Here is a 16,046-nt window from a genome sequence, read left to right as displayed (position 1 = left end):
AAAACAAGCGGTAGAAATTTGAAAAACTTATTTTTCGCAAAAGAGAACAGGATAAACGCAGGGAATACTCCTACGATCGGTATTAACGATCCTATAAATAGGAAAAGATAAAATACCCAAAAGGAGGCGATTTCTTCCTCTTCCGGTCTTCCTGTTCTATACTTGATTGGTTTCTGGGGCTGGGCTCTTGAATGAATCACGACGCCGCCCGGCTGGGTTCTCATTCGGTACTTTTGGTCCGACTTCTGGCTTCTATTATCCATTCCTTAAGTGTAGATCTTTTTGGACCAAGGAGCAACCCGATTCAGCTAATTGTAAAAATAAATAGAATATTCCAAAAATCGAAATTTGATCGAATCGAATGAAATCGGATGAAAATAGATATTTAAGAATTAAATAGAATTAAGAACCTTCTATAAGGTCGGAATTCCTACAAAAACGTAAGTTTTCGTGAGTTTTCAATTTAGAGGAGATAATGACTGCAATTCTATGATCATTTTAGTTCCATGATCTAATTTACTTTCTGCATAAATCCTGCCATTGAGAGCTTCTACCTGAGACTTAGTGAGGAAAAGCCCAACACCTCTTGCGTCTGGATGTCTATGGAATGTTTTATGTAAACCGAACAATTTGTTTTGGTATTTTTTCAGATCTATACCTAAACCGTTATCTTCTACAATAAGCAAATATTTTCCTTCTGCAATTTCTGTCCGGATCTCTATCTTAGGAATACGACTAGAAGATCTATACTTAATAGAATTTGAAATTAGATTTAATAGAATACTTTCTAAATAAGCCTTATCATATTCGAATTCTTCTAAAGGGGAGAAGTCTGAGCGGATCTCAGCAGAAGTCTCCAGGATCTGACCTTCTAAAATTCTAGTTATCTTTTTTAAAACTGAATCGAATCGGACAGGTTCTATTTTACGTCTGGTGCCTTCTTGTATTTTTAATACTTCTACCAAACTATCTAAGGTCTCTTGCAAATAATCCACAGAGATCTTGAACTTTCCTAGCAGGGAATGTATTTCTTCTTCAGATTGTGCCTCTTCCACTAATTCAACTAGGGAGATCAAATTACTTGTAGGTGCTCTTAGGTTATGAGAAGTAATATGCGCGTAGTTTAGAAGTTGTGCATTCTTTCTGCTCAATTGATCTGCTAAAATTTCTAACTGTAGTTTTGTATCTTCCAGTCTTTCTAAATATTCCTGAGCTCCAGATACATCTGTGCCTATTCCTAAAAATCCGGAAATTTTAGAATCATAACCTTTGACAGTAGTGATGATCATTTGTGCTGGGAAAACAGTTCCATCTTTTCTCCTGTATTTCCAGATCCTAGAATCATATGATTCTCTTTTAGCAACCTCGCTGAATATATCGAAACCTTTAAGTTCTTTATTATAAAGTTCGCTTAATTCTTTTCCTTTTTTGGCCGTGTCTTCTTTATCATGGAGTATTTCCGGCGTATATTTCCCAATCAATTCCTCTTCTGAATATCCGAATAAATTTTCTGCACCTTTGCTGAAAACCGTGATCACACCTTGTAAATCTGTTTTTATGATGGCGACCTGTGTTGCAGAATCCAAGATCTGCTTCATATCATAGTTGATTGCGATCAATGATTGTTCTGCAATTTTCTTTTCTGTGATATCTTCTATCTGAGAAACAAAATATAAGAAATTATCAAACTTATCTCTAACGGAAGAAACACTTAGGTTGATCCAGATAATGGAACCATCCTTTTTGAAGTATCGTTTTTCCATTTTATAAGATTCTATTTCTTTATCTAAGATCTGTTTTACGTATGATAGATCTTTTTCTAGGTCTTCTGGATGAGTGATATCTTGGAAGGTGAGAGAGTAAAATTCAGTTTCTGCATATCCTAAAATCTCGCAGAGTTTTCTATTTACCTTTAACCATTTTCCTTCAGAAGAAACTACCGCCATTCCGATCCCATTATTCTCGAATGCTCCTCTGAACATTAGCTCACTTAAAACAAGGTTCTCCTGGTTTTTTATAGATTCTTGGTCTGCAAGTTTGATACGAGTGATATCCCAATTTGTTCCGATCATTTGGATCGGATTTCCTTCAGAGTCGCGAAATACTGCTGCAATTGCCTTAATATAATGAACTGATTTATCAGGCCAGATGATCCTGAATTCAGTATCAAATTCCTTTCTTCCTGCGACTGCATTATAAAAATCTTCTATAGCTCTGCTCTTATCATCCGGATGAAGTGACTTCTCCCAGGCTTCATAAGCGCCTGAAAATTCTGCCTTAGGAACTCCATAAAGATTGTACATTCCTTCGTCCCAGACTAATACATTTTTGATAAGATCTAAATCCCAGATGCCTACATTTGCTGCTTTTGTTGCGAGTTTTAATCTTCTGTTACTTTGTCTGAGAGATTCTCTATCTGCCTTTGGTTTTGTGATCTCTTGGAGTAAGAATATATATTTGCCTTGGACTTCCGAAGAAGTTCTTAAATATCGAATGCCAACTTTGAAATATAAAAACTCTCCATCCTGTCCTGCTATTTTCAATTCAAATGGATCTGGATTTTGTCCTTCTTTGGCAGACGCAATTTCTACTTCTAATTTTGTTCTGTCTGAGGGATGGATCTTTGTTAGAAGGAACGATAAGGAAATTTCGGATTCTTTTAAGCCTAAACGTTTAGAAAGTTGAGAAGGGATCTTACAAAGACTTATATCTTCCGTTTCCCAGACGTATGTGTCCAGAAGTTCTGATAGTAAATCTAAGGTTTGGTTTGTTCCGAGTTCTTCTTTTTGAGGCATACCGGGTTCAACTCGGGTAGATGGAATTTTAGACGTAAGATTTAAGAAGTCAACACCAAACAAAAAAGTTCTTTCTGTATTATAGATCTAGGTTTTTATTTAGGTATGTCAGATCTTCCATTGATTACAAATATTCATGATGTTGCTGGTGGCAAAATTTTCCAGATCACAATGAATCGTCCTGATGTTCATAATGCAGTGAATAAGGAGATGGCGGATCTATTTGTGGAAGCTTGGAAAACTTTTCAGAAAGATCCTGAACTAACCGTAGCTGTTTTGCATGGAGCAGGTGATAAGGCATTTTGTTCCGGAGCAGATCTTTCTGGTTTGGATAAAATGGCAAATCTGTATCTAAACCAAGAAGAAAGAGAGGAATATGCTAAGAATGATCCTGGTCCTTTAGGTGGATCGAGGATCGTTCAGAAAAAACCTGTGATCACTGTATCTCATGGTTATACATACGCAGGTGGTTTGGAATTATTTTGTCATGGTCATATTCGTATCGCAGAACCTCAGGCAATCTTCTCTGTCGCTTGTAGAAGATGGGGAGTTCCTTTAGTAGATGGAGGTACAGTATATCTCCCAAGATTGCTTGGCTGGGGATCTGCTTTACCTTTGATCTTAACAGGACAAAGGATCCGCGCAGAGAGAGCTTACCAACTAGGACTCGTATGGGAACTTGTAAAAAAAGGAAAAGGTTTAGAAAGAGCATTTTCTTATGCCACTCAACTTTGTAAACAACCAAGAGATGCAATGTTCGCAGATCTAAATTCTGCCTTAGAAGGCTGGAACCTACCTTTACAAGAAGCGTTAACTCTCGAAGCCAGAAATACTTTTCCAGTAATGGAAAGCAAAAGTACCAAAGAAGGTGTAAAACGTTTCTTAGATGGGGATCGTTTTTGGTTCCGTTAGAATAAAACAAGTTTAGGACATTTTATATATCCAAAATTGTATTGTTGGTTCCGACAAATAGTGATCTAATCCTAAAACCATTGCGGTTCCTTATCAATCAGATATTCTTAGAAAAAATTATCTGCCATAATATGGAGAATGTTTATGAGAACTAAAAAAAGGATTTTGATCTTACTATTGGTTCTATCTTCGCTTGGTTTTGTAAATTGTGATGCGTATAACGATTTATATGGAACCGGTGGAGATGATAAGAACGACAAAAAAAATTGCAATGCTGCAGCTGCGTTGTATTTAACTTGCTCTAACGAAAACCCTGGATATGCAAATACCGCATGTTCTTCCCAATATCTATTGGCCGTTGCTTCTTGCGGTTATGGTGGGGGAAGTGGAGGAGGAGGCGGGGGAGGTTACTAAACCTTCTCCCCACCAAAAAGCGGATTAGAGAATTTGTTTGATCCGCTCTTTCATTTTATTTTTGTTCGGAAAGAATTTCTACATTCCATTCTTTTAAATTAGTTAACACATAATTCAAAAGTGTTGCTTGCGCCTTTTTAGAGTCTTTAGTATCTATCTGAGGACCAAATTTCATATGGATCTTTCTGTCTCTGTATAGGCTACCTAGATCTTTCCATACTTTACCATTCTCCCAAAAATCAGTTTTGATCGCAAATGGGACCACTGGAACTCCTGCTCTGGAGGCAAGTTTAACCGCAATTGAATTAAATTCCGCAGGATTAAATGTCCTCGTTCTTGTACTTTGAGGAAATACTACGATAGAAACCCCTTTTTTCAGAAGATTTTCACCTTCTTCCAATACCTTGACTAGATCCTCTCTTGGATTGTCACGACCTACTGCGATCGGGTCCCTACTTCTCATAATGGGACCGAAATATCCCTTTATTAAACTTTCTTTAACTACATAAGTAAGTCTTCTGTGGGGAACTAAAAAGTACGAGAATACAAAAGTTTCTAAAACGCTCATATGGTTTCCTGCAAAAACTACAGGTCCCTGAGGAGAGACAACGTTCTCTAAATTTTCTATTTGGAATTTTCCTTGGCAACCTTCGATCAGGTCTAAGATCCCGCCTGATAATTCTATCCAACGAGGATCGAAAAATTTTCCATTTAGGGCGGTTTGTCTTGCGATCATGATCTGACGGAAGTATCCGTATAAAAATGTAAGATCGGAACCGAGTAAGAACCGATCTAAGAGCCATCTTCTGCGATCAGGAGGAGTGATATATCTCAAGCTCACTCCTTCTTTTAGTTCGATCCTTTGTCCCAGTTCTTCCTTGGTTAAATCATAGATCCCCGTTTTCAGAGCTGAATCAGGGATTTTAACAATAGGTGTTGTGATCTTATCATGAATGGATTCTGTTAAACTCACTCTAGGTTCCTTTTAGAAGCGAAAGAATGACGAACATATTAATTTTCCCCGAATTCTTTTCCAGCTAATAAAAGGTTTTTTAAGATCTATTGTGCAGAGCACCGGGACAAAAATTTTTGGAAGAATATCACCAATGTACTTCCAAAAACGGTTTTTCTGCTTTTCGTTTCTGTTCGAAATCCAGGATCTCTTTTGCATTTTTCAGAGTGATATCAATATCGTCCAAGCCTTCTCGGATCCGATTCACGGAAGCAGTATCCAAATGAAAGTAGAAGGTTTTATCTCCCGCTTGTACTTCCAAATTTTCCAAATTGATCCTGATTTGAGATCCAGGATTTTTAGAAACCCAGCTATTTAGATAAGAGATCTCTTCTTCTTTCAAACGAACTAAAGCGATCCCATTTTTTGCAGAATTGATAGAGAATATATCTGCGAAAGAAGGAGCCAAAATCGCTCTGAACCCAAAATCTGCAAGTGCCCAAGGCGCATGTTCTCTACTGGAGCCACAGCCGAAATTTTTTCCTGCAACAAGAACACTTGCGTTCTTAAAACCTTCCTGGTTCAAAATGAATTCAGGATTTGGAATATTGCCTTCTAAGTCTGAATATCTCCAATCATGAAATAGATGTTTTCCAAAACCTTTCTTATCAATCAATTTCATGAATTGTTTAGGAAGTATCTGATCCGTATCAATATCCTCTCTTGGGATAGAGATCGGAACTCCTGTATGTATTGTCCAAATTTTTGAGTTCATGCTAATCTCCTCACATCTGAAAATTTTCCAGTCACTGCCGCAGCGGCCGCCATAGAAGGACTGACCAAATGGGTTCTTCCTCCTCTGCCTTGTCTTCCCTCAAAGTTACGGTTAGAAGTAGAAGCGCATCTTTCTCCCGGCTTTAGCACGTCGTCATTCATCGCAAGGCAAAGAGAACAACCTGGCTCTCTCCATTCGAATCCTGCTTCTAAGAAAATTTTATCTAAACCTTCTGATTCCGCCTGACGTTTTACTGAACCTGAGCCGGGGACGACCAATGCCTGAACATCTGGATGGACTTTTTTTCCTTTCGCTACTTCTGCAGCTGATCTCAAGTCTTCTATCCTAGAATTTGTACAAGACCCAATGAATACCTTATCAATTTTGATCTCTGAGATTGGAGTTCCTGGTTTTAGACCCATATACGCTAGTGCATTGCAGGCAGTTTCTTTTGCTCTTGGATCTTCGAATTCTTCTGGATTAGGAACAACACCTCCGATAGGTAAAGACTGAGAAGGATTTGTTCCCCAGGTAACCTGAGGTTCTATTTTAGAAATATCTAATTCTATAACCTCGTCGTAAACTGCGTCTTTATCTGTGAAGAATGTTTTCCAATATTCAACTGCTTGGTCAAAACGTTCTCCTTTCGGGATTAACTTTTTGTCTTTTAAATAATCGAATGTGATCTGGTCAGGTGCGATCAAACTTGCTCTTGCTCCAGCTTCTATACTCATATTGCAGATAGTCATTCTTCCTTCCATGGAAAGAGAATTGATCCATTCTCCTGTATATTCCATTGTAAAACCTCTTCCACCTGAGGTGCCTATTTTGGAGATCAATTCCAAGACAACGTCTTTGGCAGTGATCCCAAAACCTGGTTTGCCAATAAAATGGACTAACATTGATTTTGTTTTTGCTTGTTTTAAGGTTTGGGTAGCAAGCACATGTTCCACTTCGCTTGTTCCGATGCCGAATGCCAATGCTCCGAAAGCTCCATGAGTTGCAGTATGGGAATCTCCACATACAATAACTGAACCAGGGATGGTGAATCCGAGCTCCGGACCCAATACATGTACGATCCCTTGTTCAGGATCTTCTGGGCCAAATAAACGAACTCCAAAGTCCTTACAATTTTTTTCCATAGTGTCTATCTGCAATCTGGAGATCGGGCCTGCAGCATCTCTATTCTTACGATCTCTTGTGGAAACATTATGATCCACAACTCCGAAGGTAAGATCTGTTCTTCTTACATTTCTATTCTTAGTTCTTAATCCTTCGAATGCTTGGGCAGAAGTCACTTCATGAAGAACATGACGGTCCACATATAAAATGGATTCTGAGTCTGAATTCTCTGAGATACGATGGCTTTCCCAAATTTTGTCGTATAAAGTTTGTCCCATATTTCCCTCTTATTAAAGAAGGTATCAAATTTACTGATATAATGCAAATAAATTGGTTTTATAAAATATATAACTAAAAGTTATATATCCTTATGGAATTCAGACAGATCGTTTATTTTCTGGAAATTTCGGATTCAGGCACATTCCAAAAGGCCGCCTCTCGCTTGGGATTAACACAACCTGCGCTCTCTAAACAGATCTATCTTTTAGAAAAAGAATTAGGTGTTAGTGTTTTGGAAAGAGGGGGAAGGTCTGTTAGACTCACTCACGAAGGAGAAAGATTTTACCAATATTCTATCCGAATGAAAGAAATCTGGGAAGAGATCCAAAATGGTTTTTCTAAGGAGAATGAACTAAAAGGAAATTATTCCATTTCAGCAGGTGGAACAGTTTCTGCTTGGATCTTACCCCAGATATTAAAGGAGATCCTGAAAAAAAGGCCAGGACTTTCCCTTTCTGTACGAGAAGGAGATGCCGGGGAAACCAAGGACGCAGTTTTAAAGGGAGAAGTTGATCTTGGGATATTGACTGGTCCAATCTCGGAACCAAGTTTGAATGTTCTGGAATTTCTTTCGGATCAGATCTTCCCTGTGGCTTCCAAAGACCATCCCATTTTTCTTAAAAAGAAAATCAGAATAGAAGATCTGAAAAAACAATCCTATGTATTATTCCATCCAGGTTCTGCTCTTAGAAAAGCAGTGGAGAAGAAGATAAAATCATTTTCTAAAGAGTTTGGCCCCAAGATTGCAATGGAACTTAGGAGTGTAGAATCAGTCATCAAATCCTTAGAAGCAGGACTCGGAATTGGATTTTTGTCTGAATATTCAATCAGCCCAAAACTCAAAAAAATAAAATTCGAAGAATGGAATACGGAAAGGAAATTTTATCTTTGTTATCGCAAAAAGTCCGGACCAGGGCTTGCTTTGCTTGCGGAAGAAATTTTAAGATCAGCGCAAGAATGGGGGGAAAGGATACCTTCTTCCCTTTGAAAGGAAGAAGGTGGTAATCTTATTTTACTCCGGTCTTATGTAAGAAGTCCAAAACTTCTTTTTGGACCTTTTCTTTATTCGAGAACACATGTTCAGAAGTTAGAACATGGCTTCCTTCTTCTATTTGTGCTTTTGTATTGAGTGGATTCGGAGTTTCTCCGCCTATTTTGTCAAAAGCTTTCAGCATTGCAGGCACACTTGCAGTTTTGTCCTGATGATCCTTATCCTTATAATAATAGACTAATAGAGTAGGGACCTTGATCTTCTCAAAACTATTTTGGCTTAAAACAAATTTGGTCGCACCACTTACATGTTGGATTGCGCCTAAATACTGATCCTTATACCAATGTTCGTAATAATGATCTCCAATTCCATCATCAGGTGTTTTAGGAGGAGATTTTCTGATCTTTCCTTGGACAGTTTCTCCGAATGTCATTCCGCCTGGATAAAAGAATATTTTAGCCAAAGGAACTGCAAAGTCAAAGAAAGGTGAAAATAATACTAGATCTTTGATCTTATCCGGATATTTTCCAGCCAGATAAACTGATATCAAACCGCCCATACTGGTTCCCATAAGTATAGTTTGATTTCCTAATTTATCCATCATTAATAGACTTTCTTCTGCTACGCGGAGGTATTCAGTAAAAGGAGTATCTCTATGATCTTCATTATTGGTCCCATGACCAGGAAGTCTTAAGTAGTAAGTATTTGCCTTGAGAGAGGCAGAAACTTTATCTACAGTTGCTTCTCCTTCTGCGCGGGACGCGCCGAAGCCATGAATATATAGAATTGCATATTCAGTTTTGCCAGGAGAATAACGGATCAGTTTTTCTTCTGAGCCTGGTCTTCCGTTAAGTGATTTGGTCTCTTCTAATTTTGTTTTATAGAACGAATCAAAACTTTGAGTTAAGTCGGCCTTTGGATGGAATTCGTATTTGGGAAATGTAGCGTAATAGATCCCCAAATAGGCGATAAGCACAGCACCTAGGCCAATCGAAACCCGTTTGAATATTTTTTTCATCCTTCTCTCCAATTATCTTGCGGATTGAAATGAGCAACGAAAAGGATATTAGGAACCCTTTATTTTGAGGCAAGGATTTTTGTTAGAAGAAATATGAGGATTTAGACCGAGTTCTTCTTTAACTAACGGCGCTTATGCTCGTTTTTTCTTTTCAGAATCCAATTGGAAGAGAACATCTGAAAGATGGAATTCACCTAGTTTTGCCTCGAGAGCAGTTTGAGCCTCTTGGAAAATTCCTGTCAAAGTGATTTGTATCTTTTTACCCACAGGACATTTCGGATTGGGCTTATCATGAATGGAGAATAGCGGACCTTCTGTTTCTACTGCCTTATAGATCTGTAAAAGTTGGATCTCTTCCGGAGATTTAGCAAGTTTTGCTCCTGCTACACCTTGTTTGGAAACTACAAGTCCCGCCTTTTTTAATTTTCCCAGAAGGTTTCGGACTACAACAGGATTGGTCCCAATGCTATCTGCCATAATTTGAGAAGAACTGGCTTCTTCTCCATCCTTGTCGATCAGGGAAAGAATATGGATTGCTATGGAATATCTGCTTGGAATCGACATCTTTTTCCCCTTAGTTGATAATGACTGGTCTTGCGGATTCGCCAATCATATTTTTAGACGGCCGAAATACCTAAGCTCGACAAATATTCGACAGTATTAATAGGAGAATGTTCTTATTGCTGAGTTTGAGGTGTACCATTCTGATCTGGTTTTACACAAACGAGCACCTTATTTTCCAGAAAACATTCAGTTTCTGTTCCGTCTTTTTTCGTATAAGGTCCTGGATTAGAATTGCTGGAGTCTGTAAATTCAGTTACTAGAACACTTCCGTCAGTGAATGTAACTTTGCCGGATCCTTTAATGATACCTTTTGCAAAATTTCCTCGGATCACAGTTCCATTGGAGTAGAAATACATTCCATCTCCTTCTTTCAGATCATTTACATAAATTCCTTCGAACTTATCTCCGTTCTTATAAACGAATTTGCCTTTACCTTCTCTCATTCCGCTACTGAATCCACCGGTGTATATATCGCCCGTAGAATATACATAGGTGCCTGTGCCGTTTTCACAGTTGCCTGATTCACAACGACCGTCTTCAGTTTCTTGGTCTGGATTAATGGATCTATTAGAAGAGGAGTTTGAACCTTCTGATCTGGATACACTTGCGCTTGTATTGCTGGAAGATTCAGAAGAATCCTTTGTTTCCGTGGAAGAACAGTTGAATATTATAAAAAATGCGAAAATGGAAATCAGGGAACCTGTGAAAATTCGAGCCATAGTAAAATTTTTGACCCTAAACTTAGTTTCGTCAATTAAGATTTCACTGTAATAATTCTCTGACTGGCATCCCCTGGCGGTTGATAAAGTCGGGAAGTTTGTTTTTGATCCCTAAAAACACCAGATAGTAGATCTTACGCAAAATGGGATGAAATAAGATTTTGTCGCCTAGCCTGTAGCGGCTTCTTGTTCTCAAAAATAATTTCAGTATAAATCCTAAAAACCGGGAAGGTTTGGATTTGGATGCCTGGAATTGGAAGCGGAAAGTTTTAGGATATTTCTTATGATATTCTTTTGCGAGCCTTTTTGATTCGGCTAATAGGCTTAAGTTTTCGGAGTAGAGTAGTTTTCTTGCGTTTAGAATCAGCCGAAATGTTTTTTTCTGGAATTGGAAATCATAAGGAAGATCCAATTTTTCAGAGATCTTTTTCATGCGAGAAAGCTGGGCAAAAGTTTCTTCTCCTAATCGCAATGATTCTTGGGGATTTGGATTTAAGTAAGAATATAAGGATCGGAACGGATCAGAAACAGTGATCTTGTCCCAAGTGATATGAAGAATGGGAGGGATCCGAACACGATGCATATAAAAACTTTGTCTGGCAAATCCTGGATCGTATAAAAGATTTAAGATCAATTCTTCGCTTAATTTTAAAAATTCTAAAAATAGATCTGAATTCTTTTTGCCGTAAAATTTATTAAGTATATCTTCTAAACTTCTTTCTGGTTTTGTGAATAGTTGAACAGAAACGAATGTATTCAATTCATTCCAATAAGAAGAACGTTTTAAAAAAGTGATGTTCTTGAAGGAAGACCAACCTCCAGTTTGTGTCCAAACGCTGATCCCTGCAATATTCGCTTTTCCTAAAAGTTCTGATCTGTATTTTTCATACATCCAACCTACAAAGCTTGGGTATTCTCCAAAACCTTCGTATTCTCTTCTTGCCTGTAGTTCTAAAAGTTTAGGTTTATCATCTTCGAAAAATAATGGATTGATAGGAAGATATCTAAAGAAGTCACCTTCTCCATATTTTAAAGAAATGATCAGAGATTTGCTTTGTATATCTTGGAATACTTTACGATACGTTTTTGGATTCCAGATTAGATCTCCTATTTCGTAGGCTCCTAATGTCCAGGTCCTAAATATTAATGTTTTATTATATTTTTCGAAAACAGGCAGGACTTCCTTCAGAAATACGTTTGCCTGTTTGGGTTTTTTGAGTAGAAGTTTACTTCTGAAATCTCCAGTAACATCCACTCCATCTGATTCTCCGATCCTAAGAACGATTCCTGAAATTTCTGGAAAACTGGAAAATAGGTCTTCTAATGATTCTTTAAAAAGTTGGATGATCTTATCCAGATTTCCACCTGTATGTTCTAAAATGGAATCATTGATGGAGAAAAAATCTGTGGTGATAAATACTTTTAGATCTTGAGAAGAAGCGATCTTGAATAATTTTTTATATTTTTTACGATAAGATGAGATCTTACGTTTTAGATCTTCTGGATAAAAATCTCTTTCAGAAAGATAACAAAGTTCATCCAGACTGACTGCATTAAATCCTAATTTAGAAATTCTTTTAGTATATTTGTAAAAAGATTCTCTGACTCTTTTATGTTTTTTCTTAGAAGGAAGGGAAGACTTCTCCAAATGAGCCAAAGGTGCCTTGGACCAATTTTGGTGTTTTTCTTTGGATTCCAGAAAGAAAGGAGCAGATCCATCTACAAGAGCAAACATTCTTCTATTCCGTTTTTTTTCTGTATCTAAAAGATTCGAGTGCAGCAGCAAATAAGATCAGCGCTCCTCCTATAAATTCTTCCTTTCTTGGAACCTCATGTAAGATCGCCCAGGCAAGAATTGCAGAATATACTGGTTGCACAGTGGATAATAATCCTGCTGTTTTGACCTTCATCTTAAATACAGATTTGATATAGAATGTATGTCCTATTGCTGTGAAAAATACTCCCAAAAGGATGACTAGTCCCCAATCCTTAGGAGTAACGAATAGGTCTTCGAATAGCAAAACTGGGCTTAAAACAAAACAAGTAACAGCAGTTTGGTGAAACATCACTTGTGTGGATCCGTGACCGGATAGATATTTTTTAGTGAGAATATTTCTGAATGCCATCGCCCAGGAAGAGGAAAGCCCTAGTCCTACTCCCAAAAGATATTTGTTTTCTAGATCAAAACTTGGGACGAGTATCCACATTCCAAATAGGACGAGAACAGCCAGTCCTAGATCTAGGCTTCTGATCTTAGAAGGAAAAAATAAAGGTTCCAGTAATACGGTCCAAACTGGATGAGTGAATAGGGTGAGCACTGCCACAGCAATTGTCGCTTCTTGTGCTGAAGCAAAAAAAGTAACCCAATGAAACGCTAAAAGTAATCCTAAAGAAAATGAGATCCAATTTTCTTTTTTAGTGGGGAAGAAGAATGGTCTTTTTCTAAACCAAAGAACGAAACCTAAAAGACTTGCTGCAAATAATGTTCTTCCCCAGGTGATAAGAGAAGGGGAATAAGAAAGAACCTGAGCGAATAATACGTTTCCACTGATCAAAATTTGGGAAACTTGGAATTCAAGATAGGTTCTAAGTCTGTTTTCCTGCATCTGGCAGGACTAATTTCCGATGCCTATTTGGAACGGAAAGGAATTACTTTTGCGTTATAAATGATTTCTATGATTTGTAATAATCAAGAAAAGAAGAAGGATCCGGGCTTTCACCCGAATCCCATACCAAAGAAGAATATGATCTTTAAGCCGCTGTTAGGGCTTCCTTTTTACCCAAACGATTCCCCCTGAAAATACTTCCGAAATCATTAAATCTGATCCCGTAACGTTTCATTGCAGGGTGAACAAAAGGCGCCACCGCTTGTCTGAGATAAAAAGGCTGATTCACTACGAAATGATGGATTCCATGAGTGCTTCCAAAATTAAAACAAAATAGATGAAGAGGAAATAAGAACCAAGAATTCAACACTTGAGTTTGATCATGAAGTCCTTTTACATCTCCATAATAATGCATATTAGAAGAAACAATTTGGATGCTTGTTTGTCTGATCCAGTTTGGAATTGTATAAACCACAGCTGAAATATTCAAGAAATGGCGGACAGTATCCAACCAAGCGGGGACTTCTACAGGTTTTCCTAATAATTCATTTCCAATATAAAAAAGATTAATGAATAAGAAATTATACCATAAATGAAAATAGATCACTAGATAAGGCCAACTGGAACGAGTGATCTCACTTCTTTTAAATTTAGGAGCTTCTCTACGTAGGATATGAGATTGGAATAAGAAGGACATATTCCCATCCATCATGGTGATAAAACGTTTTAATCCGAATTTCATTCCATTCCCGATCAAACGTTCTTCTATATCTTCTTTATGACCAGATACTTTATGATGAAGAGTATGTATCATTCTTCTATACCAAGGACTTACTGTGTTTCCACGAAAGATCCAGACCGTCCAGAACATGAAGTTTTGGATCTTTAGATTATCCTTATAATATAAATTATGAATTAAGTCGTGTTCGACTTCATGAAGAATAGAAGCAAGAACTCCATTTGCTAGGATACATGCCCAAGCAGGAATGATCCCTTCGATATAAAGTCCCGCAAATAAGATCATACCCGCAGCTGAACCCAAAGTGATCGTTAGGCCTAATTGGTCTTGGTGTTTTAAGAATTCGAATTTACCACGTAGTTTTCTGTCCTTGAATCTGATCCATTTCATGATCTTCTTACTTTTTTCTTTTTGGGACAATATAGTATAAAGTTTGGTTGGAACCTGAGACGTCTCTCTTTCTGCAATGGCGATCATCGGTTTCCTCCGTTTTTGTTTTCGGTTATCCATATCTTACGGAAATTTTTGAAAACAGTCGTCTCAATTGATCGAATGCAACTGGGAATTTGGTCCCAATCTATAAATTTTTACTAACTTTTTTTAAGAGCGCACGATTAGTTTGGAGCCAAATTGATTAACTTCCTCTGAATTCGGAAGGAGTTTTGCCTGTATACTTTTGGAACGCCCTATGAAATGAGGACTTGGTAGCGAATCCAACTTCGAATGCTATATCCAAGATAGATCTGTCTGGTTCTTTTTGTAGAAGTTCGCATGCTTCTTTGATCCTATAATCATTCACAAATGCGGAGAAATTTTTTCCAAGCTCCTGATTGATCAATTCGGAGACCTGGTGGGTAGAAAGCGCAAGTTCGTCTGCAAGATCTGCGAGTCCCAACTTCTCATCTCTATATAATTTTTCTTTTTCCATGAGTTGGATAAGGCTGTCTCTAAGCGCATTTCTGTTCACTCCGGTAAGTAGGGAACGCTCATATTTTTGCCTGGTGGCCTGGCTTACTTCTTGAAGAACTTGAAAGAATGCAGGCCGCTTATGCCCGATCAGGTAGGCGAGACAAAGACTTATCCCCATCATCGCTGAACATGCTAGAAGAAAGATAGGCGACTTACTGGATAAATAAACTGCACCGAATCCAAGATTCACGAATGTAGAAATTACCATGAATGCGAGAATCCTCGCGGTCCATTCTTCTTGTAGGATCTCCCACCGTAGTAGGTCAGAACTTCCTTTTAGGATGAGTAAAATATAAAAAATCAGGATTAATATGGGAGAAGAAAGTAAGATCTCCCCCTCATTCCAACCAGTTTCTCTTAAAAAAATAGAGATCTTTTCTAAGATCCATTCTTGGGGAAGAAGGAACACTGCCAGGAAATATACCACCCAAACAAGACCAGGAAGGATCAGATGTTTCTTTGCGAATCCTAAGTAGGAGATTTCATCTGACTCTCTGTCCTGGCTTACACTATGAATTCCGAATAGAATAGGGCCAACCGATGCGATAAGTGGGAATTGGATAAGAGAAATTCTGGGAAATTCTATGTATAAACCTGAAACTAATAGTAGAAAGCTACCCTGTAGCAGACCCAAAATCAGGAAAATCAAGGCCAAAAGCCTGTTTAGAGCCGACTTATTCTCCATAACAAGCTGTCCGAGGGACATTAGAATTCCGAGTGCAGTCCCGAATTGGGTGATTGCCCAAAGGACCTGGAACCAAATCCCTGAATTGTAGTAACTATGACTTCCCATTACGTCTGGAGGCATGGCAGGGAGAATGAAAAAAACTGAGCAAGTTGTCAAGAATTCCCTGAGCGATTTGGAGTCGTTCTGACTGAGGTTGATTTTGTAGTACCTTCTACAAGTTAGAACGAAATCTAGAATAAATTTTATAAAACGATCGTTCTTTTTAATCCATCTCACAAGGGATAGAAGGGTAGTTTCGTTTTTTGTAATATAGTTTTAATTCGAATGGACAAAATCGAAGTCTCAAAAGATAGATTGAGACCTTCAATCGAAAAGTCTTATATTGAATAACGATTGTTATTTTAAAAAGAACCCAAAATCAGCCGGAAACTTTTTATAGAGTCTCGCTTATTTTTTTTCAAATGCGCCGGAAATATAAGCCTGATATAAGCCCGCTTTATGTA

14 protein-coding genes are annotated in these 16,046 nt (G+C 37.9%); 3 read left to right on the top strand and 11 right to left on the bottom strand.

What is annotated here, in order from left to right; genetic code table 11:
- Nucleotides 1–458: 458 nt before the first annotated feature.
- On the bottom strand, nt 459–2,795 hold the full coding sequence (locus EHQ52_RS02100) for a sensor histidine kinase (protein ID WP_135613633.1): 2,337 nt from the start codon (nt 2,793–2,795) through the stop codon (nt 459–461).
- Nucleotides 2,796–2,900: 105 nt separating this feature from the next.
- On the opposite strand from EHQ52_RS02100, the gene EHQ52_RS02095 reads away from it, so the two are divergent.
- Together EHQ52_RS02095 and EHQ52_RS02090 are read left to right on the top strand one after the other, a co-directional pair.
- Complete coding sequence (locus EHQ52_RS02095) at nt 2,901–3,707, top strand: enoyl-CoA hydratase-related protein (protein WP_208653434.1); 807 nt, start codon at nt 2,901–2,903, stop codon at nt 3,705–3,707.
- 144 nt (nt 3,708–3,851) lie between these two features.
- A complete protein-coding gene (locus EHQ52_RS02090; RefSeq protein WP_135613631.1) occupies nt 3,852–4,121 on the top strand; it encodes a hypothetical protein in 270 nt (89 codons plus the stop codon).
- A 55-nt stretch (nt 4,122–4,176) separates the two neighbouring features.
- Here the strand turns inward: EHQ52_RS02090 and EHQ52_RS02085 are convergent, their stop codons facing one another.
- The 3 genes from EHQ52_RS02085 to leuC all read right to left on the bottom strand — a co-directional run bounded on the left by EHQ52_RS02085 (nt 4,177) and on the right by leuC (nt 7,248).
- Nucleotides 4,177–5,094 carry a lysophospholipid acyltransferase family protein gene (locus tag EHQ52_RS02085; protein ID WP_135613630.1) on the bottom strand — a complete coding sequence of 306 codons (918 nt, stop codon included), beginning with the start codon at nt 5,092–5,094 and terminating at the stop codon, nt 4,177–4,179.
- Nucleotides 5,095–5,221: 127 nt separating this feature from the next.
- On the bottom strand, nt 5,222–5,848 hold the full coding sequence (leuD, locus tag EHQ52_RS02080) for a 3-isopropylmalate dehydratase small subunit (protein WP_135613629.1): 627 nt from the start codon (nt 5,846–5,848) through the stop codon (nt 5,222–5,224).
- On the bottom strand, nt 5,845–7,248 hold the full coding sequence (gene leuC / locus EHQ52_RS02075) for a 3-isopropylmalate dehydratase large subunit (protein ID WP_135613628.1): 1,404 nt from the start codon (nt 7,246–7,248) through the stop codon (nt 5,845–5,847). The genes leuD and leuC overlap by 4 nt, the downstream gene beginning before the upstream one ends.
- A 92-nt stretch (nt 7,249–7,340) precedes the next feature.
- On the opposite strand from leuC, the gene EHQ52_RS02070 reads away from it, so the two are divergent.
- On the top strand, nt 7,341–8,237 hold the full coding sequence (locus EHQ52_RS02070) for a LysR family transcriptional regulator (RefSeq protein WP_135613627.1): 897 nt from the start codon (nt 7,341–7,343) through the stop codon (nt 8,235–8,237).
- 19 nt (nt 8,238–8,256) lie between these two features.
- Here the strand turns inward: EHQ52_RS02070 and EHQ52_RS02065 are convergent, their stop codons facing one another.
- The 7 genes from EHQ52_RS02065 to EHQ52_RS02035 all read right to left on the bottom strand — a co-directional run bounded on the left by EHQ52_RS02065 (nt 8,257) and on the right by EHQ52_RS02035 (nt 15,663).
- Complete coding sequence (locus tag EHQ52_RS02065) at nt 8,257–9,258, bottom strand: alpha/beta hydrolase (RefSeq protein ID WP_135613626.1); 1,002 nt, start codon at nt 9,256–9,258, stop codon at nt 8,257–8,259.
- 132 nt (nt 9,259–9,390) lie between these two features.
- Nucleotides 9,391–9,822, bottom strand: a complete 432-nt coding sequence (locus EHQ52_RS02060) for an Rrf2 family transcriptional regulator (protein ID WP_135613625.1) — start codon at nt 9,820–9,822, stop codon at nt 9,391–9,393.
- 113 nt (nt 9,823–9,935) lie between these two features.
- Nucleotides 9,936–10,541, bottom strand: a complete 606-nt coding sequence (locus tag EHQ52_RS02055) for an MORN repeat-containing protein (RefSeq protein ID WP_135613624.1) — start codon at nt 10,539–10,541, stop codon at nt 9,936–9,938.
- A gap of 43 nt (nt 10,542–10,584) precedes the next feature.
- Nucleotides 10,585–12,276 carry a glycosyl hydrolase family 67 gene (locus tag EHQ52_RS02050; RefSeq protein WP_135613623.1) on the bottom strand — a complete coding sequence of 564 codons (1,692 nt, stop codon included), beginning with the start codon at nt 12,274–12,276 and terminating at the stop codon, nt 10,585–10,587.
- Between the two features lie 4 nt (nt 12,277–12,280).
- Nucleotides 12,281–13,147, bottom strand: coding sequence for a DMT family transporter (locus EHQ52_RS02045; protein WP_135613622.1), 867 nt, complete (start codon nt 13,145–13,147; stop codon nt 12,281–12,283).
- A 145-nt stretch (nt 13,148–13,292) separates the two neighbouring features.
- Nucleotides 13,293–14,363 carry a fatty acid desaturase gene (locus EHQ52_RS02040; RefSeq protein WP_135613621.1) on the bottom strand — a complete coding sequence of 357 codons (1,071 nt, stop codon included), beginning with the start codon at nt 14,361–14,363 and terminating at the stop codon, nt 13,293–13,295.
- A gap of 157 nt (nt 14,364–14,520) precedes the next feature.
- Entirely contained in the window at nt 14,521–15,663 is a 1,143-nt protein-coding gene (locus EHQ52_RS02035; protein WP_135613959.1) for a helix-turn-helix domain-containing protein, read from the bottom strand.
- Nucleotides 15,664–16,046: the final 383 nt, after the last annotated feature.

It is taken from the genome of Leptospira koniambonensis (genome assembly GCF_004769555.1).
Taxonomy (GTDB): domain Bacteria; phylum Spirochaetota; class Leptospiria; order Leptospirales; family Leptospiraceae; genus Leptospira_B; species Leptospira_B koniambonensis.
Note: the sequence above shows the minus strand (reverse complement) of the source record. Positions and strands in the feature narration are given on the sequence as shown.